The organism is Verrucosispora sp. WMMD573 (assembly GCF_027497175.1).
Classification (GTDB): domain Bacteria; phylum Actinomycetota; class Actinomycetes; order Mycobacteriales; family Micromonosporaceae; genus Micromonospora.
Map to the genome: position 1 here is coordinate 33,401 of NZ_CP114901.1, position 25,615 is coordinate 59,015.

The 25,615-nt window shown below is 71.7% G+C and carries 27 protein-coding genes; 7 read left to right on the plus strand and 20 right to left on the minus strand.

Features of this window, described 5'->3' with window-relative positions; all coding sequences use genetic code 11:
* Positions 1 to 9 precede the first annotated feature (9 nt).
* Positions 10 to 1,068: a hypothetical protein gene (locus tag O7601_RS00145; RefSeq protein ID WP_281564294.1), complete on the minus strand. Its 1,059-nt coding sequence runs from the start codon at positions 1,066 to 1,068 to the stop codon at positions 10 to 12.
* Positions 1,065 to 1,409: a PadR family transcriptional regulator gene (locus O7601_RS00150; RefSeq protein ID WP_247674355.1), complete on the minus strand. Its 345-nt coding sequence runs from the start codon at positions 1,407 to 1,409 to the stop codon at positions 1,065 to 1,067. Before O7601_RS00150 ends, O7601_RS00145 begins: the two co-directional genes overlap by 4 nt.
* An 88-nt stretch (positions 1,410 to 1,497) precedes the next feature.
* On the opposite strand from O7601_RS00150, the gene O7601_RS00155 reads away from it, so the two are divergent.
* Positions 1,498 to 1,752 (plus strand): DUF1028 domain-containing protein, encoded by a 255-nt coding sequence (locus O7601_RS00155; RefSeq protein ID WP_281564295.1) that lies wholly within the window; start codon positions 1,498 to 1,500, stop codon positions 1,750 to 1,752.
* Positions 1,753 to 1,898: 146 nt separating this feature from the next.
* Here O7601_RS00155 and O7601_RS00160 read toward each other — a convergent pair whose 3' ends face one another.
* A complete protein-coding gene (locus tag O7601_RS00160) occupies positions 1,899 to 2,438 on the minus strand; it encodes a hypothetical protein (protein ID WP_281564296.1) in 540 nt (179 codons plus the stop codon).
* 118 nt (positions 2,439 to 2,556) lie between these two features.
* Here O7601_RS00160 and O7601_RS00165 point away from each other — a divergent pair, with 118 nt between their 5' ends.
* Positions 2,557 to 3,783: a GNAT family N-acetyltransferase gene (locus O7601_RS00165; RefSeq protein ID WP_281566737.1), complete on the plus strand. Its 1,227-nt coding sequence runs from the start codon at positions 2,557 to 2,559 to the stop codon at positions 3,781 to 3,783.
* Between the two features lie 151 nt (positions 3,784 to 3,934).
* The gene (locus O7601_RS00170; protein WP_281564297.1) at positions 3,935 to 4,261 is read left to right on the plus strand and encodes a hypothetical protein; all 327 of its coding nucleotides are present in this window, start codon (positions 3,935 to 3,937) and stop codon (positions 4,259 to 4,261) included.
* A gap of 69 nt (positions 4,262 to 4,330) precedes the next feature.
* Here the strand turns inward: O7601_RS00170 and O7601_RS00175 are convergent, their stop codons facing one another.
* From O7601_RS00175 to O7601_RS00185, 3 genes are all read right to left on the minus strand, one after another.
* Positions 4,331 to 4,798 (minus strand): ribose-5-phosphate isomerase, encoded by a 468-nt coding sequence (locus O7601_RS00175; protein WP_281564298.1) that lies wholly within the window; start codon positions 4,796 to 4,798, stop codon positions 4,331 to 4,333.
* A gap of 69 nt (positions 4,799 to 4,867) precedes the next feature.
* Entirely contained in the window at positions 4,868 to 6,064 is a 1,197-nt protein-coding gene (locus O7601_RS00180) for a DUF1015 family protein (RefSeq protein ID WP_281564299.1), read from the minus strand.
* A gap of 623 nt (positions 6,065 to 6,687) precedes the next feature.
* Positions 6,688 to 7,311, minus strand: coding sequence for a disulfide bond formation protein DsbA (locus tag O7601_RS00185; protein ID WP_281564300.1), 624 nt, complete (start codon positions 7,309 to 7,311; stop codon positions 6,688 to 6,690).
* Positions 7,312 to 7,526: 215 nt separating this feature from the next.
* Between O7601_RS00185 and pepN the strand changes: the two genes are divergently transcribed.
* Positions 7,527 to 10,076 (plus strand): aminopeptidase N, encoded by a 2,550-nt coding sequence (pepN, locus tag O7601_RS00190; RefSeq protein WP_281564301.1) that lies wholly within the window; start codon positions 7,527 to 7,529, stop codon positions 10,074 to 10,076.
* 204 nt (positions 10,077 to 10,280) lie between these two features.
* On the opposite strand, the gene O7601_RS00195 is transcribed toward pepN, so the two are convergent.
* From O7601_RS00195 to O7601_RS00260, 14 genes are all read right to left on the minus strand, one after another.
* Positions 10,281 to 10,694: a DUF5130 family protein gene (locus O7601_RS00195; protein ID WP_093411273.1), complete on the minus strand. Its 414-nt coding sequence runs from the start codon at positions 10,692 to 10,694 to the stop codon at positions 10,281 to 10,283.
* Positions 10,681 to 10,965: a hypothetical protein gene (locus tag O7601_RS00200; protein WP_281566738.1), complete on the minus strand. Its 285-nt coding sequence runs from the start codon at positions 10,963 to 10,965 to the stop codon at positions 10,681 to 10,683. Before O7601_RS00200 ends, O7601_RS00195 begins: the two co-directional genes overlap by 14 nt.
* 70 nt (positions 10,966 to 11,035) lie before the next feature.
* A complete protein-coding gene (locus O7601_RS00205; RefSeq protein WP_281564302.1) occupies positions 11,036 to 12,499 on the minus strand; it encodes an amidase in 1,464 nt (487 codons plus the stop codon).
* Positions 12,500 to 12,571: 72 nt separating this feature from the next.
* Positions 12,572 to 13,594, minus strand: a complete 1,023-nt coding sequence (locus O7601_RS00210; RefSeq protein WP_281564303.1) for an amidohydrolase family protein — start codon at positions 13,592 to 13,594, stop codon at positions 12,572 to 12,574.
* A complete protein-coding gene (locus tag O7601_RS00215) occupies positions 13,594 to 14,118 on the minus strand; it encodes a 3-hydroxyanthranilate 3,4-dioxygenase (protein WP_281564304.1) in 525 nt (174 codons plus the stop codon). Before O7601_RS00215 ends, O7601_RS00210 begins: the two co-directional genes overlap by 1 nt.
* Positions 14,115 to 14,543 carry a RidA family protein gene (locus O7601_RS00220; RefSeq protein WP_281564305.1) on the minus strand — a complete coding sequence of 143 codons (429 nt, stop codon included), beginning with the start codon at positions 14,541 to 14,543 and terminating at the stop codon, positions 14,115 to 14,117. The genes O7601_RS00215 and O7601_RS00220 overlap by 4 nt, the downstream gene beginning before the upstream one ends.
* Positions 14,544 to 14,733: 190 nt before the next feature.
* Positions 14,734 to 15,507: a fumarylacetoacetate hydrolase family protein gene (locus O7601_RS00225; RefSeq protein WP_281564306.1), complete on the minus strand. Its 774-nt coding sequence runs from the start codon at positions 15,505 to 15,507 to the stop codon at positions 14,734 to 14,736.
* Positions 15,504 to 16,559: a 4-hydroxy-2-oxovalerate aldolase gene (dmpG, locus tag O7601_RS00230; protein ID WP_281564307.1), complete on the minus strand. Its 1,056-nt coding sequence runs from the start codon at positions 16,557 to 16,559 to the stop codon at positions 15,504 to 15,506. The genes O7601_RS00225 and dmpG overlap by 4 nt, the downstream gene beginning before the upstream one ends.
* Positions 16,556 to 17,488, minus strand: coding sequence for an acetaldehyde dehydrogenase (acetylating) (locus O7601_RS00235; protein ID WP_281564308.1), 933 nt, complete (start codon positions 17,486 to 17,488; stop codon positions 16,556 to 16,558). Before O7601_RS00235 ends, dmpG begins: the two co-directional genes overlap by 4 nt.
* A gap of 43 nt (positions 17,489 to 17,531) precedes the next feature.
* A complete protein-coding gene (locus O7601_RS00240; RefSeq protein ID WP_281564309.1) occupies positions 17,532 to 18,320 on the minus strand; it encodes a fumarylacetoacetate hydrolase family protein in 789 nt (262 codons plus the stop codon).
* The gene (locus O7601_RS00245; protein ID WP_281566739.1) at positions 18,317 to 19,798 is read right to left on the minus strand and encodes a 2-hydroxymuconic semialdehyde dehydrogenase; all 1,482 of its coding nucleotides are present in this window, start codon (positions 19,796 to 19,798) and stop codon (positions 18,317 to 18,319) included. The genes O7601_RS00240 and O7601_RS00245 overlap by 4 nt, the downstream gene beginning before the upstream one ends.
* A 23-nt stretch (positions 19,799 to 19,821) precedes the next feature.
* A complete protein-coding gene (locus tag O7601_RS00250; protein WP_281564310.1) occupies positions 19,822 to 21,150 on the minus strand; it encodes an NAD(P)/FAD-dependent oxidoreductase in 1,329 nt (442 codons plus the stop codon).
* Positions 21,147 to 22,430 carry a kynureninase gene (gene kynU / locus O7601_RS00255; protein ID WP_281564311.1) on the minus strand — a complete coding sequence of 428 codons (1,284 nt, stop codon included), beginning with the start codon at positions 22,428 to 22,430 and terminating at the stop codon, positions 21,147 to 21,149. Before kynU ends, O7601_RS00250 begins: the two co-directional genes overlap by 4 nt.
* 16 nt (positions 22,431 to 22,446) lie before the next feature.
* On the minus strand, positions 22,447 to 23,340 hold the full coding sequence (locus tag O7601_RS00260) for a tryptophan 2,3-dioxygenase family protein (RefSeq protein ID WP_281564312.1): 894 nt from the start codon (positions 23,338 to 23,340) through the stop codon (positions 22,447 to 22,449).
* A gap of 148 nt (positions 23,341 to 23,488) precedes the next feature.
* On the opposite strand from O7601_RS00260, the gene O7601_RS00265 reads away from it, so the two are divergent.
* From O7601_RS00265 to O7601_RS00275, 3 genes are all read left to right on the plus strand, one after another.
* Positions 23,489 to 23,968 carry an Lrp/AsnC family transcriptional regulator gene (locus O7601_RS00265; RefSeq protein ID WP_281564313.1) on the plus strand — a complete coding sequence of 160 codons (480 nt, stop codon included), beginning with the start codon at positions 23,489 to 23,491 and terminating at the stop codon, positions 23,966 to 23,968.
* Positions 23,969 to 24,042: 74 nt separating this feature from the next.
* Entirely contained in the window at positions 24,043 to 24,585 is a 543-nt protein-coding gene (locus O7601_RS00270) for a hypothetical protein (RefSeq protein ID WP_281564314.1), read from the plus strand.
* 12 nt (positions 24,586 to 24,597) lie between these two features.
* Positions 24,598 to 25,437 (plus strand): class F sortase, encoded by an 840-nt coding sequence (locus O7601_RS00275; protein WP_281564315.1) that lies wholly within the window; start codon positions 24,598 to 24,600, stop codon positions 25,435 to 25,437.
* The last annotated feature ends 178 nt before the right edge of the window (positions 25,438 to 25,615 follow it).

Genomic DNA, 25,615 nt, shown 5'->3' on the forward strand with positions numbered 1-25,615 from the left:
CGGCTCCGATCAGTCGGCGGTGGAGTGTGGTGCCGCGGCAGCCGACTCCGGCGGCAGTTGGCGCAGCGCCCGGAAGGCACGTACGGCCAGGGGGACGCCCACCGCCAGGACGGCGGCGGCCTGCACCGAGGCGATCGTCAGCAGTGCCGTGCGCTGCGTCTGGCCGACGACGTCGGGCAGGGTCGCGATGCGCAGGACGAGTGCGGTCGCGGCGAGCATGACCAGCGCCAGCGACCAGGGCAGTGTGCGAGCCGGTGGACGGAATGCACACACGCCCAGGTGGACCACCATGGCAACGACGACCAGCGCACAGCACAGGCCCGGCCAGTCCAGCAGCCGTAGCGCCGGCGTGGTCGCCTGGGCGACGTACAGCGGTACGGGAACCGCGAGGATGCCCGCCGGTAGGGCCAGGAGCCAGCGTCGGCGCGCCACCGGCGCACCGTCACGGTGGACGGCCGACATCGCAACCAGCAGGAGAAGCTCGATGAGCAGCATCGCCCACGCCGCCACGGTCAGCGGTGCAGGGCCGCTGCTCTGCTCGACGGCGACTGCGATGGCCTTCGGCACGATGGCGATCACGGCGACGGCCTGGGCCGCTCGCCGGTGCCCGAGGACAAGGGCGAGGAAGGCCGGCAGCCAGGCGTACCCGGCGACGTTCAAGGTGGCCTGCCAACTGCTGCTGGGCGGAACGAGAGCCCATTCGGACGTGGGCGCGGGCAGCCAGCTCAGCGCGCCGGTGAGCCACAGCGTGACGGCGAGGCCGACGGTGGCCATGGCCGCCTGGGTCAGCACTCCGGCCAGCACCGCCAGGCGGACCGCCTGCCCCCAGGCGTACGGGCGCGGTGGCGCGTCAGGCCCACCGATCCGTAATCCGACGGCGAGGGACACGATGCTGGTCACCTCCGCCAGGCTCGGGCGGCCGTGGTCGGCGAGGTACTCGTCGGTCTCGGCGTCGCCGGTCTGCATGGTTTCCAGGAAGGCGGCGACCATGTCGTCCTCCCACTGCCGCCGGTATCCGGCGGGCAGCAGCCGCAGCACCCGGCGGTAGCGCTCCTCCAGCCGGCTCATGCGGACGTTCCTTCGATCGGGCTCTGTCGGCGCAGCCGGGTCGAGGCGAGCCGGGCGTTGGCGGCCAGCCGTCGGGCCTCCGCGTCGAGGGCGTGACGTCCCCGTTCGGTCAGTCGGTAGTACCGGCGCAGCCGGCCCTGCCAGGCCTCCTCACGGTCCAGCTCGATCAGGCCGCCACCGACGAGCCGGTCCAGGGCTCCGTACAGTGACCCGATCTTCAGCCGCACCCGGCCCTGCGACAACTCCGCCGCGTCGGCGACGATGCCGTAGCCGTGACGCGGGCCGTCGAGCAGCGCGGTGAGGACGAAGAAGGTCGGCTCGGTCATCGCCCCGGAACTCATCAGCCCAATATAGTGTCCGGCAATATATCTTGGCCAGCATCACTCCGTGGAGGCTGGCGGGTGGGCATGCTCCGGGTACTGCCGGGTCGTGCGGGCATACGAGAGCAGCGAGGCTCTCGGTCTGGCCGAGCGGCTGCTGCTCGCCATCGAACTCGGTGAGGACGCCGGCGGCGACCGGCACGGGGCACGCTCGGCGACCATGATGGTGATCGGCGACCAGCCAAACGGCAGCTACCCACCCGGGACGACCCGATGGGCGAGGCCGCCCGGAGGGCACTGGCCTGATCCGGAGGTCGCGCCGGGGCCGGACGGCACGGCCGGGAAACCGCACCGGCGGGGATGAACCGCGCCGGTCTGGGTAAGCAGGCCGCCGTCCTGGTGGAGTGACGACCTCGGTCGCGGTGCCGCGGCCACCTCCCGGACGGGCCGGCCGACGGGTCGGCCCGTCCGGCGGCCGGGACCCTCACGCGGGCATCCCGCGGCGGCAGCCTAGTTCGTCAGCCAGTTCCAGGCGTCCATGATCCACTGCGTCTGTTGCAGGAACGCGACGCCGAGGCCGGTCAGGAACACCGCCGTGACCAGATGCGCTCCCCGGGCGGTGCGCCGGACCCGGCCCAGCTGCCGTTCCAGCACCACTCGGCCGAGCAGCCGGGCCAGGGTGAACAACCCGGCCGCGACCAACAGGCTCAGCACGAAGATCACGACTGGTCCGACGAGGTCACCACCGCCGGAGATGGCCCAGATTCCCCAGCAGACGAAGGCGAACAGCGCCCCCGCGAAGCTCCACTCGCCGCCGCGCTTCAGCCGGGCCACGTGCCAGCTCAAAGGCTGACGCGGCGCCGCTTCGCCGGGCCAGCCGGTGCCGGTCCGCTCATGCTCCACCGTCGGAAACGGCTCGGTACGCGGCGCCCGGGCACCGACCTGGGCGACACCACGACGGTACGGGTCGCGCTGCGGCGGCACCCCGCCACCGGGCTGCGGCGGCACCTCGACGGTCCGCTCCGCCCACGGCTGCGTCTGCTCGGCCATGTCGTTCCCTCCCCCTTCCACCGGCGGCGCCCCCGGACGCTGCTGGAGACTTCGAGGGTAGCCAGCCCGCAAATCGGTCGCCGTACCCACACCCATCGGCTAGACACGAGCGGTGACCATCTCCACCCTGGCGATCGAGACCGCCACCGCCGACGACTTCGACGAGATGAACGGATTCCTCGGATCCCTGTTCCATCACCCGGTCGACAGCGAAGCCCAGGATGTCGAACGGCCGATCTTCGAACCCGAACGCGGCCTGCTGATACGGGACGGATCCGACCTGGTGGCCACCGCCGCCGCGTTCACCCGCCGGCTCGGCGTGCCCGGCGGGGACCTGGCCGCCGCCCACGTGAGCATGGTCGGGGTCGCGCCCACCCACCGTCGGCGGGGCCTGCTCACCGCGATGATGCACCGGCAGCTGCGTCAGATCTACGACAGTCGCCGGGAGCCGGTAGCGGTGCTCTGGGCCAGCGAGGGCCGCATCTATCCGCGCTTCGGCTACGGCCTGGCCTCGCAGCGGATCCACGTCTCCGGCGACTCCACCGAACTGCGACTACCGGCGTCGATGCCGGATGAGGGCCGGCTGCGCCTGGACCGGCCGACCGACCGACAGGCCGACCTGGCCCGGGTGTACGACCGCGCCCGCGCCGATCGTCCGGGCTGGTCAGCGCGGGACGACAGGTGGTGGCGGTACGTGCTTGTCGACCCGGAGGCGCACCGTGGTGGCGCCACCGAGCGGCGGGTGGTGCTGCACGAGGGACCCGACGGTGTCGACGGCTACGGGCTGTTCCGCACCAAGGCCGAGTGGGACGACGCCGGCCCGAACAGCCTCACCACGGTCGACGAGGTGGTGGCGAGCACCCCGGCCGGGTACCTGGCGATCTGGCGGATGCTGCTCTCGCTCGACCTGACCCGCCGGCTGGCCTGGATGCGGGCGGCCGTGGACGAGCCGCTCTTGCGGCTGGTGAACGAACCGCGTCGGCTCAACCTCCGGCTGGTCGACGCGCTGTGGGTACGGGTGGTGGACGTGCCGGCCGCGCTCGCCGCCCGACGCTACCCCACCGACGTCGACGTGGTCATCGAGGTGACCGACCACCTGCTGCCCGAGAACACCGGCCGGTGGCGGCTACGCGGCGGGCCGGCCGAGGCCACCTGCACACCGGCGAGCGGGCCGGCCGACCTGGCCTGCGACGTACGCTGCCTCGGCGAGCTGTTCCTCGGCGGCGCGACCCCGACCGCGCTGGCGGAGACCGGCCGGCTACGCGAGCTACGCCCCGGCGCGCTCACCGCCACCAACCCCGCCTTCACCTGGCACCGAGCCCCCTCCGCCATGGAGATCTTCTGACCCGTCCCCGCCCGTCGATCATGCAGTCGTGGTCGTTGACATGAGGCAGTACGCCCCCTTTGTCACTGCCACAACTGCATGATCGGCGAAGCGGGCAGGTCGGGCAGGGCGGGCAGGTCGGTGGGGGTGGGGGTGGGGGTACGGTCGGGGGGTGGCGGATGGTGGGGAACGGCGGCGACGGCGGCATCGGCACCAGGGTGCCCCGACGGGCGGGGCCGACGCTGGTGCGGCGGCCACCACGGCCGGGGTGCACGACGGCGGTGAGGCCCCGCGCGGGCGACGCAACGCCGCCCACGAGGAGGGCGAGCGGGGGTTACGTGGGCTGGTCGGGTCCGGTTCGTCGCAGGTCAGTGTGACCGCCGCGATGCGGGCGCGGGACGCCGCCCGACCCACCGACGAGGATCTCGCCGCGGCGGCGGACCGGGTCGTCATCGTTCGCCGTAACTGGACCCCCCGCGACGAGCTGCCCCGCCGCTGACCCGTCCCGAACCGAGGTCGAGTGGTCTGCCCGCCCCCGGATCAGGTCTGATCGTCCCAGCGTCGCGAATCAGGGCAGGTCGGGCAGCTGCCGGGTGCGCTCGTACTCGGCGACCTGGGCGATCCGACGAGCGTGTCGGTCACTGCCCGAGAACGAGGTGGTCAGGAACGCCTCGACGATGGCGGTGGCCTCGTCGAGGGTGTGCTGACGGGCACCGATGGCGACCACGTTGGCATCGTTGTGCTGTCGGCCCAGCTGGGCCGTCTCGACGTTCCACGCCAGCGCCGCCCGCACCCCCGCCACCTTGTTCGAGGCGATCTGCTCGCCGTTGCCGGAACCACCGATGACCACACCCAGGCTGCCTGGGTCGGCCACCACGCGGGTGCCGGCGTGCAGGCAGAAAGCCGGGTAGTCGTCCTCCGGGTCGTAGACGTGCGGGCCGACGTCGACCACCTCGTACCCCTGCTTGGCGAGGTGGTTGGCCAGGTGCACCTTCAACTCGAAACCGGCGTGATCGGATCCCAGGTAGACGCGCATACCGGGCAGTCTGTCAGGCCCGTCCCACCGGGCACCGCCGGGGCGGTGCCCGGTGGGACGGGCGGCGCGTCAGGGCAGTTCGGCGACCACCAGGCCGCCGCGCGCCTTCGGGGTGAACCAGGTGCTCTTGCGGGGCATCTTCTCCCGGGCCAGGTTCACCGCGACGAAATCGTCGACGGTCACCGGCGCGATGAGGATCGCCAACTCGGCCCGACCGGCCCGGACCTCGCCGGTGAGCCAACTGGCCGGGTAGTCACCGCCCACGTAGGTGATCCGCTTGTCGCCCGGATCCAGGCCGAGGGCGTCGCGCAACAACAGCCGCTCGACCAGGGCATGGTCGAGATTCTCCAGACGACCGGCGCCGGTGTGCGGCAGTGTCACCGCGTACGCCTGCTCGGGAAGCTGGAGCACGACGGTGCCGCCGGTCGCCGGGACCTCGGCCGGGCCGTCCAGCTCGGTGATCCGCGCCCCGGCGGCGTCCAGCCGCTCCAGCAGCTCCTCGGGGGTGGTGGTCAGCTCGCTCACCAGGCGGTTGTACGGCTGGATGGCCACCGAGGCCGGGGTGGTGACCACCGCCAGGAACCGGGACATCCCGCCGGTCTGCGCGGCCAGGCTGCGGTGGTTGCCGTCCGCGACGACCAGGTCGCCGCCGCCGGCCAGAGCGGTCAGCTCGTCCTGCCGCGCGCCGGGACCGACCAGCCAGATGGCGTGGGTACGTCCGGCCTGGTCGGTGTCGGTGGCGGCGGGCGCCCCGGCCGTGTCGGTGGCCGCCGCGAGCGCGGCGTGCAACTCGTCACCACGCCCGGTCTGCAGCAGCAGTACGGGTGAGAGCAGGTGCCCCAACGCCTCGGCCAGTGCGACCCGTTCGCGCACCTTGGCGATGAAGACGTCCTCGTTGCGGATGACCAGGCCGGGCTCGTCGGCCCGGGTGGAGATCTGATCGGTGTCGACCATGGCGAACAGCCCGTAGGCCGGTTCCTCGCCCGGCGCGCTGATCCGGTACAGCACCACCACCTGTTCGGCCGGGGTGTAGCTGCCGTCGGCCTTCGCCTCCGCGAGCCGGCTCACCGCGTCCGGCAGGGCGTCGGCGAACGACCTGCCGAGGCTCTCCGGGGCCTTGTGGGGCATCTCGATGCCGAGGGCGCTGTGCGGATTCGCCTCGATGATCGCGGTGATCTCCGCGTCGTCGGCGAACTCGTCGTAGTTCTGGGCGCCGGTGCCACCAGTGGTGATCCAGGCGCGGGTGATCGGGTGCACGACCGTCATGACCGTTGACGCTACCGGCGAGGCGTCAGGTGTCGCCGCCGGACCCGCCCCGAGCCCACCAGATGAAAGCAGGGTCACCGCCCTGACGCTTCAGGTGTGGCGGGGTCCGTCGTCAGGAATCCGTCTCCGCCGAGCGTCGGTGCCGGCCGGTCGGCGCTGGCACCACGGCGGGACGATGGGCCGGGGCAGGTCGTGGTCCCTGATTGCGGACGTCGCGACCGGGAGGGGTCAACCGTGAGGTGGCGGGAACCGAGGCGACGCCCACCGCGCCGTCGCGCCCGAACCTGCCGGCCGCGTTCGGGCTGCGATCCTGCCGGGGAGCGGACCACCCGCCGGCCCGGCCGTTCCCCGAGGTCGGCGCGGTCCGGCCCGTCGCCGGCCCGAGCACACCCCCACCGCCGCCGCCCTCCTCCCGACTCCAGCGGTCGCCGATCGGAGCACGATGCTTGGCCACCAGGCACCTCCACGAGCGGTGGGATGCGGACATCCGGACAAACGAGTCCGCGACCGCACCGGTGACGCCGGACCCGGCAGCGGTGTGGCTGCCGGGCCTCGGACCTGCGGCGTCAGGACGACCGCCCCGCCGGAACCGGTGCGGCGACGACGTGCGGCTCGGGTGCGGCTCAGTCGAAGATGGGGTCGAGGTCGCGGCTGCGCTTGAGTTCGAAGAACCCAGGGGTACCGGCGACCAGCAGGACGCCGTCCCAGAGCCGACCCGCAGCCTCACCCCTGGGTGCCGGGGTGACCACAGGCCCGAAGAAGGCGACCTGCCGACCGTCGGGGCCGGGCGCGTGGATGACCGGGGTGCCGACATCGGTACCGACCGGCCGCATACCCGCCTCGTGACTGGCCCGCAGCGGAGTATCGAGGTCGGTGTCCCCGGCCGCCTCGGCCAGTGCCGGGTCCAGTCCGGCCTCGGTCAGAGCCGCGACGTACAGCTCCGACCCCAGCGGCTCCTTGCCGAGATGGATCCGCGTGCCCAGGGCCGTGTAGAGCGCGCGCACGGCGTCGGCGCCGTGCCGCTGCTGCACGGCCACGCAGACCCGCACCGGCCCCCACCCGTTCCGCATCAGCTCCCGGTAGTCGTCGGACAGTTCCCGGCCCTCGTTGAGCACCGACAGGCTCATCACGTTGAAGCGGACGTCGACCGGGCGGACCCGCTCCACCTCCAACAGCCATCTGGACGTCAGCCACGCCCACGGGCAGATCGGGTCGAACCACATGTCCACGCTGACGCGGTCGTTCACGACGAGTTCCCTTCGCAGTGGTACGCCGGCTCACCGGCGTACCTCCGATCCTTGCTCTGCCCCCTGCCACCTGCCTCACGATCAAGCCGTGACCTCGCCCACCACCGTCTACCCGTACATGCAAGACTCAGGCCCGGACCGGCCGTCACGAGCGGTCGACGGAACGTGCGACCGTGACGACGGCGAGAGTGGGATGGAGACGAACAGTGCCGGGAGTGCGCAACCTGACACAGGTCGAGGCGACCGAGCGGGCCCGCCTGCTCGACGTGACCGGGTACGACATCAGTCTGGACCTGTCCAGTGCTGTCCACGCCGCTGACGGTCGGACCTTCCGGTCGACCACCGAGGTGCGGTTCCGCTGCGCCGAACCGGGGGCGAGCACGTTCATCGAGGTGGCGGCCGACTCCGTACGCTCGGCGACGCTCAACGGCGCCCCGGTGGACCTGGCCGGCTTCTCCGCCGAGAAGGGGCTCACGCTGACCGGGCTGGCCGGCGAGAACACGCTTGTCGTCGACGCGGACTTCGCGTTCTCGAACTCCGGTCAGGGGCTGCACCGCACCGTCGACCCGGTCGACGGCGAGACCTACCTCTACAGCCAGTTCGAGACGGCCGACGCGCAGCGGGTCTTCGCCTGCTTCGACCAGCCCGACCTGAAGAGCGTCTACACCTGGCACACCACCGTTCCGGAACACTGGAAGGTGATCTCCAACATGCCGGTGGAGCGCGAGGAGGCGGCCGACGAGGGCCACAAGACCATCCACTTCGCCACCTCCGCCCGGATGAGCACCTACATCACCGCGCTGTGCGCCGGGCCGTACCACGAGGTCAGGTACACCCACGACGGCATCGACCTGGGCTACTTCTGCCGGGCGAGCATGGCGCAGTATCTGGACTCCGACGAGCTGAACCTGGTCACCACGCAGGGCTTCGACTTCTTCCACGAGCAGTTCGGGGTGCGGTACCCGCTGCCCAAGTACGACCAGCTCTGGGTGCCGGACTTCAACGCCGGCGCGATGGAGAACTTCGGCTGCGTGACCCACGCCGAGTCGCACTACCTGTTCCGCTCGCAGGTCACCGACTTCGAGTACGAGCAGCGGGCCAACACCGTCCTGCACGAGCTGGCGCACATGTGGTTCGGCAACCTGGTCACCATGCGCTGGTGGAACGACCTGTGGCTGAACGAGTCGTTCGCCGAGTGGGCCAGCCACTGGTGCAACACGCACGCCACCCGGTTCACCGAGGCGTGGACGACCTTCCTGTCCATCCGGAAGAACTGGGGCTACCGGCAGGACCAGCTCTCCTCAACCCACCCGGTCTACTGCGAGATGCCGGATCTGGAGGCCGTCGAGGTCAACTTCGACGGCATCACGTACGCCAAGGGCGCCAGCGTGCTCAAGCAGTTGGTCGCGTACGTGGGCGAGGAGCCGTTCCTGGCCGGCCTGCGCGCCTACTTCGCCCGGCATGCCTGGGGCAACGCCACCTTCGACGACCTGCTGTCTGAGTTGGAGACGGCCTCCGGTCGCAAGTTGACCACCTTCGCATCGCAGTGGTTGGAGACCGCCCAGGTCAACACCCTGCGCCCGGAGCTGACCATCGACGCGGACGGCACCTACCAGCGGGTGGCCGTCCGCCAGGAGGCGCCGGAGGGCTACCCGACCCTGCGTACCCACCGGATCGGGGTGGGGCTCTACGACCTCACCGACGGCCGGTTGGTCCGCCGCGAGCGGTACGAGGTCGACGTCGACGGCGAACTGACCGAGCTCGCCGAACTCACCGGCGTGCCCGCGGCCGACGTGCTGCTGCTCAACGACGACGACCTCAGCTACACCAAGCTGCGGCTGGACGAGCGGTCCATGGCGACGGTGGTCCAGCACATCGCCGGCCTCGAATCGTCGCTGTCGCGCGCGCTGTGCTGGACCGCCGCCTGGGACATGACCCGCGACGCCGAGCTGGCCACCCGCGACTACGTCGCCCTGGTACTGGCCGGGCTGCCGGCGGAGACGGACATCAACCTGGTCACCGCGACGCTGCGCCAGGCCAGCAGCGCGCTCACCTTCTACGCCGATCCGGCCTGGGCGCCGACCGGCTGGGCCGACCTGGCCCGGACCGCGAAGACCGCGCTCGCCGCGGCCGAACCGGGCAGCGGCTTCCAGCTGGCCTGGGCCCGGGCGTACGTCTCCGCGGCCCGGTCCAGCGAGGACCTGGCCGTGCTGCGCGGTTGGTTGGAGGGCACCCAGGTGACCCCGGGACTGACCATCGACACCGAGCTGCGGTGGAGCGTGTTGCAGGCACTGGTGGCCAACGGCGTGGCCGGAGCGTCGGAGATCGAGACGGAGCTGGCCCGGGACAAGACCTCCAGCGGTGAGCGGGAGGCCGCGTACGCGCACGCACTGGTGCCGACCGAGGCGAACAAGGCCGCCGTCTGGGCCCAGTTGACCGGCCCCGAGGCGCTGCCGAACTGGCGGCACCGGGCGCTGTTGCAGGGCTTCAGCCACCCCTCGCAGGTGGAACTGGTGACGCCCTACCGGGACCGCTACTTCGCCGCGGTCGGGCAGGTCTGGGCGACCCGGGACAGCGAGCCGGCGCAGGAGTTCGCCATGCTCATGTACCCGGCGTACCTGGTGCAGGACGACACCGTCGAGGCAACCGACGCCTGGCTGGCGCAGGAGGGCCACCCCGGGCCGTTGCGGCGGCTGGTCGCCGAGGGTCGCGACGGCGTGGTTCGCGCGCTCGCCGCGCAGGCCCGGGACGCCCGAACGGCCTGACAGCGCTCCACCGGCCCGGGAGCGTCGTGGTCACACGACGCTCCCGGGCCGTTATCGTGGCCAAAGGAGGTGGACGTGATGGCACAACCGACATACGAGTGGCGCCCACCGGAACGCGGCTGGCGGGAGCGAAGCTGGGAATCCTGCCATGCAAAAGCCCGGCCGCGCAAGACGCGGGCCGGGCTTTTGTCGTAGCGGTCGGGCTCAGCCCTTGCCGGCGTAGCGGGAGAGCTGGTCGAGGCCCTGGATGATGCCGCCGGCCAGGTCGCCGCCGCCGAACGAGGCCACCATCGACAGCGCGGCGATCTTGGCGTACGTGTCCGGGACGCGCTTGCGGGCGTACCGGCCGGTGACGATCTCCAGCTGACGTTGGTTGGGTGAGATCGCGATCAGCACCGACCGGTCGGGCTCGGCCAACTGCCGGTGCAGCCGCTCGGCGTGCTCCCTGATCGGCTCGTCGAGTCCGCCGACGAAGACGGAGAAGACCAGACCGGTCGTCCGGTCGGCCACCCGCAGCGCCTCGTCGATGCGCAGCAGCTGGCGGGTCGAGAACGGCCCGTCGAGCACGTCAGGCGGGTTCTCCGTCCCGGCCGCGTGCTGCTTCTCACCAACTGTCACTTGCGCCTCCGGTTCCACCGGTCGGCGCCTCGACGCCGGCCTGTTCCTGCGTGCGGCTGGTCAGCGCGGGCGCCTGTGCCCCCACCGACAGCGCGGTGCCCGCGGAGTCGGCCAGTTCCTCGGGGCGGCCGAGGAACCACACCGGCGTGAAGGTGAACGGCCGGCCCGGCCGGTAACGCTTGGCACCGCCACCACCGCCCTGGCTGCCCGCGTAGACGAGGCCGGCGATCACCAGCACGATGGCTGCCGGGATGCCGACGAAGACCAGCAACGTGTCGGTTACAGACAATCCCAACGCCCCCAGGCGGAAAGAGAGATCTTCGATCGGGTCGGGTGGCGGATCACCGCGGTGACCTCCCGACTCCGCTGTCATTCACGTTAGCGGAGCCGACGCTCCGCCAGACCGCGGGGTGCCGATCCCATCCGCCACTGGAGGTCTCCAGTTGCGCAGCGGTCGCGATCAGCCTCGCGTCGTCGCCGTAGCGGCCGGTGAGCAACACGCCGACCGGCAGCCCCTCGGCGGTCACGCCGACCGGCAGCGAAACCGACGGCTGGCCGGTGACGTTGAAGACCGCGCAGTACGGGGAGAAGCGGCGTTGCCGGTCGAAGTCCTCCGCCGGGGTACGCCCCTGGGTGAACCAGCCGACCGGTGCCTGCGGGGCCGCCAGGGTCGGACAGAGCAGCAGGTCACAGCCGGCGGTACGGCGGGCGCCGAGGCGTACCTGGGCCTGGATCTCGCCGAGGGTCGCGGTAAGCGTGCCGGCGGAGATCCCGGCGGCCTGGGTCCGCAGGAATCGGGTCAGCGGCAGCAGCTCGGGCTCCCGCTGCGGCGGCACCGGGGCGAGCGCGAGGACGTGCCAGACGATCTCGAACAGCGGCCAGACCTGCGGGCCGAACGGCGCGGGCACTTCGACGACCTCGTGCCCGGCGGCGGCGAGCGACGCCGCAGCCCGGTCCACCGCGACGACGCAGTCCGGGTGGACCGGCTCGTCGGCGAGCATCGGGGTGGTGAACCGACCGATCCGTAGCGGGCCGGGCTCGGCGGCCCGGGCGGCGGCAAGATAGCCGCCCGACGGCGGTGGCGGCGGCAGGTACGGCTCACCGGGCACCGGCTCGGCCAGCACGTCCAGCAACGCGGCCACGTCGGCGACGGTCCGGCCGAGCGGACCGCTGGTCGGCAGGCCGAAGGCGCCGAAACCCAGCGGACCGCCGGAGACCAGGCCACGGCTGGGCTTGTAGCCGACCAGCCCGCACAGCGACGCGGGGATCCGCAGGGAGCCACCGCCGTCGGAGCCCTGCGCCACGGGCACCAGGCCCGCCGCCACGGCCGCCGCCGCGCCACCACTGGACCCGCCGGCGGTGTACGCCAACGCCCACGGATTACGGGCCGGCGGCGCCACCAGGGTCTCGGAGTACAGCGAGCAGCCCAGCTCGGAGGTGGTGGTCTTACCGAGACTGACCAGGCCCGCAGCCCGCATGAAGCGCACCACGTCGGCGTCGACGGGCGGCACGAAGTCCGCGAAGGCGGCCGAACCGAAGGTGGTACGGACGCCCGCCGTCAGGGTCAGGTCCTTTATCGCGGTCGGTACCCCGTGCAGTGGCCCACGCCGATCGGCCGGCGTCGCGTCAGCGGCGCGGGCGGCTTCGCGCGCCAGCTCGGGGGTGACGGTGACGAAGGCACCGACCGTGTCGCCGAGCGCGTCGACCCGCCGCAGGTGGTGCTCGACGAGTTCCACGCTGGACACCTCGCCACGGGCGATCGCGGCGGCCTGTTCCAGAGCGGTCAGGTCATGCGGCTCGGCCATGCCGCCATCCTGCCCGCTCAGGCCACTCGTCGCCGCCTCGACACGAGCGTCACGGCCGTCAGCATTCCGCCCCTATATATCGCCTCGCCCGAGAAAGCGGAGGGCGTTGGTGGAGAGCAGGTCGGTGCGCTGGGCGTCGGTGAGGAAGTCGGCCTGGCGGACCACCCCACCGGCCGGGCGTTCGCCCAGGGGGTACGGGTAGTCGCTGCCCACCAGCACCCGCTCCGCGCCCATGGTGTCGACGAGCAGCCGCAGTGCCGGAGCCGAGAAGACCACCGAGTCGACGTAGAACCTGTCGACGTAGGAGCTGGGCGGCGCGGCGGAGGCACCGCGTACCAGGTCACCGCGGCGGTGCCAGGCGTTGTCGGCGCGCCCCAGCCAGAACGGGAAACTGCCGCCACCGTGGGCGAAGCAGATCCGCAACGTGTCCGGCACCCGGTCGAACACCCCGCCGAGGATCATCGCCAGCACCGACAGGTGGGTCTCGGCGGGCATGCCGGTGAGCCACCGGGCCATCCAGCGGTCCAGCCGGGGACTGCCGGCCATGTCCCACGGGTGGACGAAGACCGGCGCACCGACCTCGGCGCAGTGGGTCAGGAATGTCACGATTCCGGCGTCGTCGAGGTCACGATCGCCGACGTGGTTGCCGATCTCCACACCGACGTGGCCGGCCGCGAGGCAGCGGTCCACCTCGGCACAGGCCGCGTCCGGGTCCTGCAACGGCACCTGGCAGAACGGCAACAGCCGGTCGCCGCCCGCGGCGGTGACCTCCAGGGTCAGGTCGTTGAAGATCCGGGCCACCTTCACCGCCTGATCGGCCGGGCGGTCGTAGCAGAAGAAGACCGGGGTGGGCGAGACCACCTGGACGTCGACCCCGTCGGCCGTCATGTCGGCCAGCCGGGTGTCGGCGTCCCAGCACTCCGCGCCGACCGGGCGGAACGGCTTCTCGCCAACCATGATCATGGCGGCGCGTTCCGAGTCGACCCGGAGCCAGGGCCAGCCGGACCCGCCGCACGCCGCGGCCAGGTCCGGCCATCCCTTCGGTACGACGTGCGTGTGCACGTCCACCACCGGCGACACCGACGGACCCGTCATCAGCCCTTGCCCGGGTGCAGGGTGCCGCAGTTGTCGCAGGTACGCGCCGACTCGTCGGCGTAGAACGCGGCGAAGACGGGTGGCAGGTCGGCGGCGATGTCCCGCACCTGCAACTCGACCTCGTGCACTTTGTGTGAGCACTCGGGGCAGTACCACTGGAACTTCTCCAGCGTCCCCTCCTCGCGTACCCGCTCGATCACCATCCCGATCGAGCCGGCCTCCGGTCGCTGCGGCGAGTGCGGCATGTTCCGGGGCAGCATCCACATCTGACCCTCGCGCACGTGCACCGTACGCGGACCCTCGGGCAGCATCAGGTTGATCTGCATGTTGCCCTTGACCTGGTAGAAGAACTCCTCGTACGGGTCGACGTGGAAGTCGGTGCGCTGGTTGGGCCCGCCGACCACCATGACGATGAAGTCCTCGGAGCCGGGCAGCATCTCCTTGTTGCCCACCGGCGGCTTCAGCAGGTGCTGGTTCTCGGCGATCCAGCCGGGGAAGCTGAACGGCTCGGCGATCTCACTCATGACTGGCCTCCTTCTGGGAGCAGGGCGACGGCCTGCATCTCGATCAGCAGGTGCGGATGCGGCAACTGGTGCACGGCGACCGTCGTCCGGGTTGGCCCGGTCCCGTCGAAGAACTCCGCCCACACCTGGTTGTATCCCCCGAAGTCATTCATGTTGACCAGATACGTGGTCACCTGGACCAGGTCGGTCAGCTCGGCACCGACCGACCGCAGCAGGTCCGCGACGTTCTCGATCACCGCTCGGGTCTGCGCCCGGATGTCCAGGTCGGTCGTGCCGAACTCGTCCACCGACACGCCCGCGAACGTGTTGTCCGGCCGCCGGGACGACGTCCCCGACACGAAGACGAACCCGCCCGCCACCTTCACGTGCGGAAAAGCCCCCCGAGGCACCGCCTTCCCCGCCACCACCCGAGCATCACCACTCACGACAGACCCCCGGCGCCGACCACCCCAGATCCAACCCACCTGACACCGGCCCGGTCCACCCCAGACCCACCCCACCTGGCACCGGCGCACGGACCCCGACCACGTCGAGGGTTCCGGGCAGCCCGACCGGCGCAGGGATCAAGCCTGACCGCCCGGAGCCGGTCGGGCTGCCCGGAACTCCCAAGGCCGGTCACGACGAACTCCGCAACGAAGCCGTACCGAGCTTCTCGACCACAGCCCGGACATGAGCACCAGCACGCAACGGCACCGCAGCAGTCGCCGCGCCCGCCAGGAAGACCCAGCCCTCCCGCAGCCGCACCCCGTGCCGCCCCGCCAGCCGGATGCCCTCATCGAGCGCCCGACGCGGGTCGCCGAGGATGGCCGCCGTCGAGCCGACCTGAGCCACCCGCCCGTCGACTTCCAGCAACACGCCCAGGTTGTCCAGCCCGTCCGGCACCGGCGACCAGGGGCCGATCACGAACGCGCCGGCCGACGTGTTGTCCGCGATGACGTCCGGCAGGGAGAAGGTGAAGTTCGCGTACCGGGAGTCGATCAACTCGATCGCCGGGGCGACCGCCCGCACCGCGTCGGTGAAGTCACCCACCGGTTCGCCGGTCTCGGGCAGCCGGTCCAGCAGGAACGCCACCTCCGGCTCGACCCGGGGATGAATGAACTGGGCCACGTCGACCGTGCCGCCGTCGGACACCCGCATCGCGTCGGTGAGCCGGCCCCAGATCACCTCGTCCACGCCGACCTGGGCCATCTTCGCCTTGCTGGTCAGCCCCATCTTCAACCCGACGAGCCGCTCCCCCCGGTCCAGCCGGCGCTGCACCAGGGCGGTCTGCACCGCGTACGCGGCGTCGACGTCCAGCCCGGTCTCGACGGCGAGCTGCGCCGTCGCGGTGGCGGTGTCGGCAGCCGTGCCGAGCGTCTCGGCGATCCCCGCGATGTCCGGCCCGATCATGAGTTCTCCTTGCCGGCCAGGTCCAGCGCCACGTCCACGATCATGTCTTCCTGCCCGCCGACCATCCGGCGTCGGCCCAGTTCCACCAGGATCGACCGGACGTCCACCCCGTAGCGCGCCGAGGCCCGTTCGGCGTGGCGTAGGAAGCTGGAGTAGACCCCCGCGTACCCCAGGGAGAGAGTTTCCCGGTCGACCTGGACGGGCCGGTCCTGCAACGGACGGACGATGTCGTCGGCGGCGTCCATCAGCGCGAAGACGTCGCAGCCGTGCTGCCAGCCGTGCAGTTCCGCGACCGCGACGAAGACCTCCAGCGGCGCGTTGCCGGCACCGGCGCCCATGCCGGCGAGGGACGCGTCCACCCGGACGGTCCGGCCGGCCGGCGACCCGGGCGGGCCGTCACCCACGATCCGGCCGTGTTCGACGGCGATCACGCTGTTGGCCACCCCGAGGGAGAGGTTGTGGTGCGCGTGGATGCCGATCTGCGTGGTCGGCTCAAGCACCTGCCGGTACGCGTCGACGCGCTGCGCCACGTCGGACATCAGCAGCCGGCCGCCGGAATCGGTGACGTAGACGCAGTGCGCGCCGTACGACTCCATCAGCTTCGCCTGGGCAGCCAGCCCGGCCGGGTCGTTCATGTGCGACATCATCAGGAAGCCGGCCACGTCCATGCCGTTCTCCCGGGCCCAGGAGATGTGCTGGGCGGAGATGTCCGCCTCGGTGCAGTGGGTGGCGATCCGGACGCTTGTCACCCCGAGCGCGCGGGCGGCCTTCAGGTCGGCGATGGTGCCGATGCCGGGCAGCAGCAGGGTGGTCAGCTTCGCCCTCGTCATCACCTCGGCCGCCGCCGCGATCCAGTCGGCGTCGCTGGCCGCACCGTGGCCGTAGTTGACGCTCGACCCGGCCAGACCGTCACCGTGGGCGACCTCGATCGCGGCGACCCCGGCGGCGTCAAGTGCGGCGGCGATGGTGCGGACCTGGTCGACGGTGTAACGGTGGGCGATCGCGTGCATGCCGTCGCGCAACGTCACGTCCTGGATGTACAACTCGGTCACTTGGCCAGCACCTCCGCGCGGAGAGCGACCAGCCGCTGCGCGGTGCGCAGCGCGGCCGAGGTCATGATGTCCAGGTTCCCGGCGTACGCGGGCAGATAGTGCCCGGCGCCGGAAACCTCCAGGAAGACCGAGACCTGCAACCCGGTGAGCTGCCGCCCCAGCGACGGCACGTAGCTGTCGACGCGGTCGAACTGCACGTCCTGCTTGAGCCGGTACCCGGGCACGTACTCCTGCACGGTGGCCACCATGTCGCCGACGGAGGCGGCGATGGCGGCGCGGTCGGCGTCAGGGTCCGGGCAGAGGCAGTAGACGGTGTCGCGCATCAGCAGCGGCGGATCGGCCGGGTTCAGCACGATGATCGCCTTGCCGCGGTCGGCGCCGCCGACCACCTCGATCGCCCGGGCCGTGGTCTCGGTGAACTCGTCGATGTTGGCCCGGGTGCCCGGGCCGGCCGACCGCGAGGCGATCGACGCGACGATCTCGCCGTACGCGACCGGGGTCACCCGCCGTACCGCGGCGACGATCGGCACGGTCGCCTGCCCACCGCAGGTGACCATGTTGAGGTTGGTCTCGCCCAGGTGTTCCTCCAGGTTGACCGGCGGTACCACGTACGGGCCGATCGCCGCCGGAGTCAGGTCGATCACGGTCCGCCCGTGCGCGCGCAGCACGGCGTCGTTGTGCCGGTGCGCGCCGGCCGAGGTGGCGTCGAAGACCAGGTCCACGTCGGCGAACTCGGGCATCGCGACAAGTCCCTCGACGCCCTGCGCGGTGGTGGCCACGCCGAGCCGGCCGGCCCGGGCCAGCCCGTCGGAGGCCGGGTCGATACCCGCCATCGCCACCATCCGCAGCGACTCCGACAGCCGCAACACCTTGATCATCAGGTCGGTGCCGATGTTTCCCGACCCGATCACCGCCACGCCCGTCATCATGGGACTGGGCTCCCTTCCGTTCGCGACCGCGGGGCTCACAGGCTCACATCTCCCTGGAGAAACAGGTCCGCACCGAGCCGAGGCCCGAGATCCGCGCCTCGTACGCGGCACCCGGCGACACCGCCACCATCGGGCCGAGCGCACCGGACAGCACCACGTCACCGGCGCGCAGCGGATCACCGGCGCGGGCCATCGTGCCGGCCAGCCAGGCCAGCGCGTGCAGCGGATTGCCCAGGCAGGCCGCCCCGGCCCCCACCGACACCGGCTCACCGGCGTGTTCGAGGACCATCCCGCACAGCCGCAGGTCGACCTCGGTCGGCCGGCGGGGCGTGGTGCCGAGCACGAACAGGCCGCTGGAGGCGTTGTCGGCCACCGTGTCCACGATGGAGATGTCCCAGCCGGCGACCCGCGAGTCGACGATCTCGATAGCCGGCAGCAGATGGTCGACGGCGCGCAGCAGGTCGGCGGTGGTGACCCGGTCGTCGGGCAGGTCGGCGCCGAGCACGAAGGCGACCTCCGCCTCGACCCGGGGTTGCAGCAGGCGGCCGATCGCCACTTCGGCACCGTCGGGCACCGCCATCGCGTCGGTGAGCACCCCGAAGTCCGGTTCGTACACCCCGAGGCTGTCCTGGACCGCCCGGGAGGTCAGCCCGATCTTCGCGCCCACCCGGCGTTGCCCGGACGCCAGCCACTCGCCCACCTGGCGCTGCTGCACCCGGTACGCGGCCTGGACATCCCCTTCCGGCACGAGCCGCCCACGCAACGGCGGACACGGCTTCCCGCCCGCCCGGGCCTCGATCAGCTCCCGGGCCGCCAACTCGACATCACTCATGACAGGTCCACGCAGACGTTCGTCAGTTCGGAGTAGAAATCAAGCGAGTGCACGCCGCCCTCACGACCGATGCCGGAGGCCTTCACCCCACCGAACGGGGTCCGCAGGTCGCGCAGGAACCAGGTGTTGACCCAGACGATGCCGGCGTCCAACCGGGCACCGGCCCGGTGCGCCCGACCCACGTCGCGGGTCCACACCGTCGCCGCCAGGCCGTACTCGGTGCCGTTGGCCAGGGCGTACGCCTCGTCCTCGTCGTCGAACGGCGCCACGTGCACCACCGGGCCGAAGATCTCTTCACGGTTGGTCCGGGCGTCCGGGCCGAGCCCGGTCAACACCGTCGGCTGCACGTACGCGCCGCCGTCGCGGGTGTCGTCGAACCGCGGCACCCCGCCGCCGGCGAGCACCCGGGCGCCCTCGGCCCGCGCCAGGTCGTAATGCCCGAGCACCTTGTCCCGATGGTCGTGCGAGATGAGCGGCATGTTCACCGTCGCCTCGTCAGCCGGCCAGCCGTACGTCAGCTCGCCGGCGCGCTCGGCCAGCCGCGCGGTGAACTCCTCGAACACCTGCCGCTGCACGTAGATCCGTTCGGTGCAGAGGCACACCTGACCGCCGTTGGTGAAGCTCGACCGGACCGAGCCGGCCACCGCCGCGTCCAGGTCGGCGTCGGCGAAGACCAGGCCGGCGTTCTTGCCGCCCAACTCGAAGCTGACCGCCTTCACCCCGTCGGCGGCGGCGCGCATGATGGCGCCGCCGGTGGCCGACTCACCGGTGAAGGTGATCGCGTCGACGCCCGGGTGACGGGTGAGGAATTCGCCGGCCGATCCCGACCCGAAGCCGTGCACCAGGTTGAACACGCCGTCCGGCACCCCGGCCGCCGCCATCACCTCGGCGAGTAGCGTGGCCGACGCGGGCGTCTCCTCGCTCGGCTTGACCACCACCGCGTTGCCGCAGGCCAGGGCGGGGGCGACCTTCCAGGTGAGCAGCAGCAGCGGCAGGTTCCACGGCACGATCACCGCGACCACGCCGACCGGTTTACGCACCGCGTAGTTGAGCGCCCGACCACCGGCCGGCGTGACAGTGGTGAACGACTCGGTCGGCGCGGTCGCCACGATCTCCGCGAAGGCCCGGAAGTTCGCCGCGCCCCGCGGGATGTCCAGGGTGCGGGCCTGCGAGACGGACTTGCCGGTGTCGGCGACCTCGGCGGCCACCAGGTCGTCGAAACGACGCTCCAACTCGTCGGCGATCCGGCGCAGCACCTCGGCGCGTTCCCGCTCCCCCGCCCGCCCCCACGCGCCCCGCGACGCCGCCCGGGCCGCCGTCACCGCGTCGTCCACCGTGGAACGATCTGCCTCGGCCACCTCGAACACCGGTTCGCCGGTCACCGGGCTGCGCTTGGTGAATCGGGTTCCGGCGTCGACGAACTCGCCGCCGACGAAGTTACGCAGCAGACCGGGGCCGTCCGGTGCCCGCCCCGCCATCAGCCGGGGATCCCAGAGCGTCATCAGCGCCTCCTGAACCCGAGCGCCGCCGCCACGCCGGCCGCCGCCGCCACCCCGGCCGCCGCCAGGCCGACCACCTGGTACTGCCGGCGAACCCGACGGCGCACCTGGGCGTACGGGACGGTGGAGAACGACACCAACTCGTACTGGGAGACGTACCGGCCGGGCAGGGCACGCTCCAGCGCGTGCTCGACCCGCTTACGGGTCCGGAAGACCGGGGAGGCGACCTTGTCGCGCATCTCGACGAAGTTGGCCAGCGCCATCCGGGCGATCGCCTCGGCGTTGTCCTGCCGGCGGTGCTGGAACAGCGGCAACGCCGCCGACCAGTCCCCGGCACACTCGTCGAGGCAGCGGTCCAGCTCCACCACGTCCTCGAAGGCACAGTTCGCGCCCTGGCCGTAGAACGGCACGATGGCGTGCGCCGCGTCGCCAAGCAGGGCCACCCGCCCGTCGACCTGCCACGGATCGCACCGCACCGTGCCGAGCACCCCGACCGGGTTGTGCTGGTAGTCGTCCACCAGGTTCGGGGCGATCGGCGGCAGGTCCGGGTAGTGCTGCGCGAAGTGCCGCTCGATCGCCGCCGCGCTGCCCAGCGAGGCGAAGCTGGCGGTGCCGTGGGTGGGCCAGAACAGGGTGCAGGTGAACGAGCGGTCCGGGTTGGGCAACGCGATCATCATCGAGGTACCGCGTGGCCAGATGTGCAGCGCACCCGGGTCGAGGGCGAAGTCGCCACCCAGCGGCGGAATGGTCAGTTCCTTGTAGCCGTAGTCGAGGAAGTCGACGCTCTCGTTCACCAGGTCGTGGGCGAGCAGCTGTCCGCGTACGGCCGAACCGGCGCCGTCGGTGCCGAGCACCACCCGCGCGCCCGCGGTCACCGCGCCCCGCGGCGTCTCGAAGGTCATCGTCGCGGTAACCGGGTCGAGCCCGACCAGCCGGTGCTCGAAGGCGATCCGCACCCCCGGCAGCTTGGCGGCGGCATCCAGCAGGGCATTGTTCAACGCGCCCCGGCTGATCGAGTTGATCGCCCGGTCGCCGGAGACGCTGTACGACTGGAATCCCGGCGCCCCGGTCACCGGATGGATCATCCGGCCCCGCATCGGCAACGCGTCCGTCATCACCTGCTCGGCCAGTCCGATGCGACGCAGCGCGTCGAGCCCCCGTTCGGAGAGCGCCAGGTTGATCGAGCGACCCCGTTCCGGGGTGCCGCTGCGCGGGTCCGGGCGCCGTTCGTAGAGCGCCACCGAATGCCCCCGGCGGGCCAGGAAGCAGGCCAGCAGACAGCCGGCCAGGCCCGCACCGACCACCGCGATCTCGTCGCGTTCCCCGCTCACCGGCCCACCTCCGAAACCGTCGCGGCCAGCGCGTCGGCGACCCGCCAGCAGTCGTGGTACGTCGAGTACAGCGGCACCGGGGCAAACCTGACCACATCCGGTTCCCGGGCGTCGGCGATCACCCCGTGCTCGTGGCGCAGTCGCTTGGTCAGCTCGTTGGCGCTGCCCGCGCCGATGCGTACCGACAGCTGGCAACCGCGCCGGCCCGGCTGACGTGGGGTGATGACGCTCAACGGCCGGTCCGCGGTGACCTCGTCCAGCAGCCGCTCCAGGTAGCTGGTGAGCCGGAGGCTGCGCGCCCGCAGCGCCGGCATGCCGACCGAGTCGAACAGTTCCAGCGAGGTGCGGACCGGACCCATCGCGAGGATCGGCGGGTTGGAGATCTGCCACGCCTCGACTGTGGTCGGTGGCCGGCTGACCGGGGCCATCTCGAAGCGGGTCTGCGCCGCCGTGCTCCACCAGCCCTCGAAGCGGGGCAGGCTGGCGTCGCCGTGGTGCCGCTCGTGCACGAAGACCCCGGCCAACGCGCCGGGCCCCGAGTTGAGGTACTTGTACGAACACCAGGCGGCGAAGTCGACGTCCCAGTCGTGCAGCGACAACGGCACGTTGCCCGCCGCGTGCGCCAGGTCCCACCCGACGACCGCACCGGCGGCCCGGCCCGCCGCGGTGATCGCCGGGATGTCCATCAGCTCGCCGGTGAGGTAGTTGACGCCGCCGAGCAGCACCAGCGCCACCGTCTCGCCCTCGGCCGTCAGGTAGCCGGTGACGTCCTCGGTGCGCAGGGTGTCCTCACCGGGACGCGGCGCGAGCCGGACGATCGTGGTGTCCGGGTCGAGGCCGTGGAACCGTGCCTGGCTGCGCACCGCGTAGCTGTCCGACGGAAAGGCGGCGTCCTCGATGACGATGCGGGTCCGCCCACCCACGGGTCGGTAGAAGCTGACCATCAGCAGGTGCAGGTTTACCGTCAGTGAGTTCATCACCACGGCCTCCGTGGGCAGGGCGCCGACCAGTCGGGCGGCCGGCGCCGTCAGCAACTCGTGGTACGGCAGCCAGGGGCGGTCCGCCGCCAGATGCCCCTCCACGCCGAGCCGACTCCAGGCGTCCAGGTCGGCGAGTAGTTCGTCCCGGGTGGCTCTCGGTTGCAGGCCGAGCGAGTTGCCCGCCAGGTAGGCGGCCTCGGGATAGCGACCGCCGTCGGCCGGCGGCACGTGGAACAGATGCCGGTGCCCCGGTTCGGCCGTGTCGAGGCGGAGTGCCTCGGCCTCGGTGTCGTTGCTCATCGTCGTCACGTCCGCCTCACATCGCCGTCCGGGCCGACCACAGTTCCGGGAAGACCACCCGGGCCATGCTGCGTTGCAGCCACGCCAGCCCGGCGGAGCCGCCGCTGCCCACCTTGGCGCCCATGGTCCGCTGCACCGCCTTGATGTGGTGGTGCCGCCAGTCGCCGAACTGCTCGGCCACCTCGGTCAGTGCCTCGCCGAGCAGCCGCAGGTGGTTGTCCGGGCCGGAATCGGCGTAGATCCGCACCCAGGCGGCCTCCACGGCGGGGTGCGCCTCGTGTTCGGTGGCCACGTCGCGCTCCAGCAGGTCCGCCGGCAGGTCGTGACCGTGCCGGGCGAGCAGCGCGACCACCTCGTCCCAGACGCTCGGGGTGGCCAGGGCGTCGGTGAGCTCGGCGTGCACCTCGGTCTGCCGACGGAACGGGCGGATCAGTGCCGGGTCCCGCAGCCCGAGCAGGAACTCCAGGTGTCGGTACATGGCCGACTGGAAGCCCGACCCCTCGCCGAGCAGGTTGCGGAAGCGGTTGAAGTCGGCCGGGGTCATCCAACGCAGGCCCCGCCAGGCCGCGTTCAGCCCTTCCAGGTGCAGCGCGGCGCGGCGCAGCGGGGCCAACGCCTCCCACACCCGATCGGCGCGCAACAGCCGGGATGTCTCCCGCAGTTCGTGGCAGGTCAGGCCGAAGTACAACTCCATGATCTGGCTGACCATCAGGAAGGACATCTCGCCCGGGTCCGCGCTTAGCGGCTGTTGCAGGCGATGCAGCGTGCTGGCCTGCACGTACGCGTCGTACGGCACCCGCTCGGCGAACTCCAGGGTGGGCTCGCCGCCGTTACGTGCGGCGCGGGCCACGCGCTGCCGTGCGGTGACCGGACGCACCTCCGTCCGGGGGCGCAGTTCCGTCTGCTCCATGCGTCCGCTCCTTCCGGCTCGCCCGTCCAGTCATGATCTCCCGCCAGGTCGGTCGGACGGAATGCCTGTTCAACGGCGCTTTCCGTGGTCGACCTACGAAACGGAAGCCGCTCGCCGGGTTTGACCTGCCGGACGTAAGGTCACGAGCATGGACGAGATGGACTGGGCCCTGCTCCGGGAGTTGCAGGCCGATGCACGGCTGTCCTTCAGCGAGCTGTCCCGGCGGGTGCACCTGTCCCCACCCGCGGTGGCCGAGCGGGTGCGTCGGCTGGAGGAGACCGGCGTGATCAGTGGTTACCACGCCCACGTCGACCTGGCCCGGGCCGGTCGCAACGTGGTCGCGCTGATCCGGATGTCCTGTTACGGCGCCCGCTGCATCCTGCACGACCCCGACATCGCGCGGTGGCCGGAAATTCTGGAGATCCACCGGATCACCGGTGACGCGTGCAGCGTGCTCAAGGTAGCGGCCGGTTCGATCACGGACTTCGAGGCGGTCATCGACCGCCTCGCCCCCTACGGACAGCCGTCGAGCACGATGGTCCTCTCCACCCCGCTCGCCTGGCAGCCCGTCACCCCGAAGGAAGAGCCCTCACCTGACGTCCGTCCCCGTCGCCGGGAGGCGGGTTAGCCGCCGGAGCAGGGGGAAAGCCGCCCGGGTCGCCCCAACAGGACCGGTACGCCGGTGCCGGGAGGGAGGGGATCATGCGAGGTCCGCAACCGTACGGAGGCGTCAACCGCGCCCCGTCGACCATCGCCCGACTGTTCGGGGCGTTCGTCCTGATCGCCGCGTTCGCCCTGGCCGGGTTCGTCCTGCCCGGTGCGCCCGCCAGGGCGAATGAGAACACCTTCGTCGAGGTGACGCCGAACAGCGTCCAGGCCGGTTCCCGGGTGCACATCCGAGCCAGCTGCGACAACGCCAACGATCGCCAGGCCGAGGTGACCTCGGACGCCTTCGACCGGGTCTTCCTCCGGCCGGACAACGGCTTCCTCACCGGCTCGGTCACCGTGCCCGGCAACAAGGCGGCCGGCGACTACCCGGTGCACCTGCGCTGTGACAACGACCGGACCGCCAGCACCACGTTGACCGTGCTGAACATGGAACAGCCCACCAAGGGACCGGCGACCGGTGGCGGCGGCACGGCCGACGGGGGCACCGGCTCGATGCTGCTGTTGGGCGGCGTCGCCACAGTGGCCGCGGCGGTGGTCTTCGGGCTGCTGAGCAGCCGGCGCCGGGCCGGTTCCTGACCCACAGTCGCCATGGCCGGCTTCCGCGTACCCGCGCCGGAACCGGGCCCCGGACCACGCCGGAGCGCCACCCGTCGGAGCCAGCGTGCCTGGCGGCGGGTGGTCGCGGCCGGCGGCCGGCTGGCCCGGGTCGCCGCGCAGATGGGTTCGGCCAGCGTCGCCACGCCGGATCCCACGGCGGCGCCGCTACCGCCCAGACGGCCACGGGCCTGGGCGGTGGGGCCGAGACACCACGGTCGTCGCTCCGGGCCGGGACTACCGGTACTGGTGATCGGCTCGCTGATGCTGCTGATCATCGCGATGCTCGGCGTCGAACGGCTGACCGGGCTGAGCCTGCTACCGGACCGCTTCATCGCCGGCCTGGCGCCACCACCCAAGAAGTTCCCGCTGCTGGCGGCGAGCGAGCCGGTCGGGATCGAGATCAACAAGATCGACCTGGCCGCCCCGGTGCACAACGTGGGCATCGCGCCCGACGGCAGTATCGCCGCGCCGCCGGCCGAGCGGGCCCAGGAGGCGGGCTGGTACGACCAGGGGCCCACCCCCGGCCAGTACGGCCCGGCCGTCATCGTGGGGCACGTCGACACCACCACCGGCCCGGCCGTCTTCCATCAGCTGCCTCAGTTGCGGGCCGGAGACCGGGTCGAGATCGCCCGCTCGGACGGCACGGTGGCGGTCTTCGAGGTCGACCGGGTCGACCGGTTCGACAAGGAGCAACTGCCGACAGACGACGTCTTCGGTGACTTCAGCCGTCCCCAACTGCGGCTGATCACCTGCGGCGGGCGCTGGGTCGGTGGGGAGACCGGGTACGCGGACAACGTGGTGGTGTTCGCTTCTCTTGTCGAGGCTCGTTAGAGGTCGCTCTGGGGTTTTCGGGGGAGCCCGACCCGCTCCGGGCGGTCAGGCTTGATCCCTGCGCGGGTCGGGCTCCCCCGAAAACCCTGTTCGGCGCACTCTCCGCCCGGCGGCTCGGGGATGTCGTCCGCAGCACCGCTGGGAGGGATCTGAATCCTGTTCGGCGCACTTCCCGCCC

What these genes read in the sequence shown, in the direction of transcription:
- O7601_RS00145 (WP_281564294.1), bottom strand. Translation starts at nt 1,068, where the DNA reads ATGAGCCGGCTGGAGGAGCGCTACCGCCGGGTGCTGCGGCTGCTGCCC.
- O7601_RS00150 (WP_247674355.1), bottom strand. Translation starts at nt 1,409, where the DNA reads ATGAGTTCCGGGGCGATGACCGAGCCGACCTTCTTCGTCCTCACCGCG.
- O7601_RS00160 (WP_281564296.1), bottom strand. Translation starts at nt 2,438, where the DNA reads ATGGCCGAGCAGACGCAGCCGTGGGCGGAGCGGACCGTCGAGGTGCCG.
- O7601_RS00175 (WP_281564298.1), bottom strand. Translation starts at nt 4,798, where the DNA reads ATGCGCGTCTACCTGGGATCCGATCACGCCGGTTTCGAGTTGAAGGTG.
- O7601_RS00180 (WP_281564299.1), bottom strand. Translation starts at nt 6,064, where the DNA reads ATGACGGTCGTGCACCCGATCACCCGCGCCTGGATCACCACTGGTGGC.
- O7601_RS00205 (WP_281564302.1), bottom strand. Translation starts at nt 12,499, where the DNA reads ATGGCCGAGCCGCATGACCTGACCGCTCTGGAACAGGCCGCCGCGATC.
- O7601_RS00210 (WP_281564303.1), bottom strand. Translation starts at nt 13,594, where the DNA reads ATGACGGGTCCGTCGGTGTCGCCGGTGGTGGACGTGCACACGCACGTC.
- O7601_RS00215 (WP_281564304.1), bottom strand. Translation starts at nt 14,118, where the DNA reads ATGAGTGAGATCGCCGAGCCGTTCAGCTTCCCCGGCTGGATCGCCGAG.
- O7601_RS00225 (WP_281564306.1), bottom strand. Translation starts at nt 15,507, where the DNA reads ATGATCGGGCCGGACATCGCGGGGATCGCCGAGACGCTCGGCACGGCT.
- O7601_RS00235 (WP_281564308.1), bottom strand. Translation starts at nt 17,488, where the DNA reads ATGATGACGGGCGTGGCGGTGATCGGGTCGGGAAACATCGGCACCGAC.
- O7601_RS00240 (WP_281564309.1), bottom strand. Translation starts at nt 18,320, where the DNA reads ATGAGTGATGTCGAGTTGGCGGCCCGGGAGCTGATCGAGGCCCGGGCG.
- O7601_RS00245 (WP_281566739.1), bottom strand. Translation starts at nt 19,798, where the DNA reads ATGGCGGGGCGGGCACCGGACGGCCCCGGTCTGCTGCGTAACTTCGTC.
- kynU (WP_281564311.1), bottom strand. Translation starts at nt 22,430, where the DNA reads ATGAGCAACGACACCGAGGCCGAGGCACTCCGCCTCGACACGGCCGAA.
- O7601_RS00260 (WP_281564312.1), bottom strand. Translation starts at nt 23,340, where the DNA reads ATGGAGCAGACGGAACTGCGCCCCCGGACGGAGGTGCGTCCGGTCACC.
- O7601_RS00265 (WP_281564313.1), top strand. Translation starts at nt 23,489, where the DNA reads ATGGACGAGATGGACTGGGCCCTGCTCCGGGAGTTGCAGGCCGATGCA.
- O7601_RS00270 (WP_281564314.1), top strand. Translation starts at nt 24,043, where the DNA reads ATGCGAGGTCCGCAACCGTACGGAGGCGTCAACCGCGCCCCGTCGACC.
- O7601_RS00275 (WP_281564315.1), top strand. Translation starts at nt 24,598, where the DNA reads ATGGCCGGCTTCCGCGTACCCGCGCCGGAACCGGGCCCCGGACCACGC.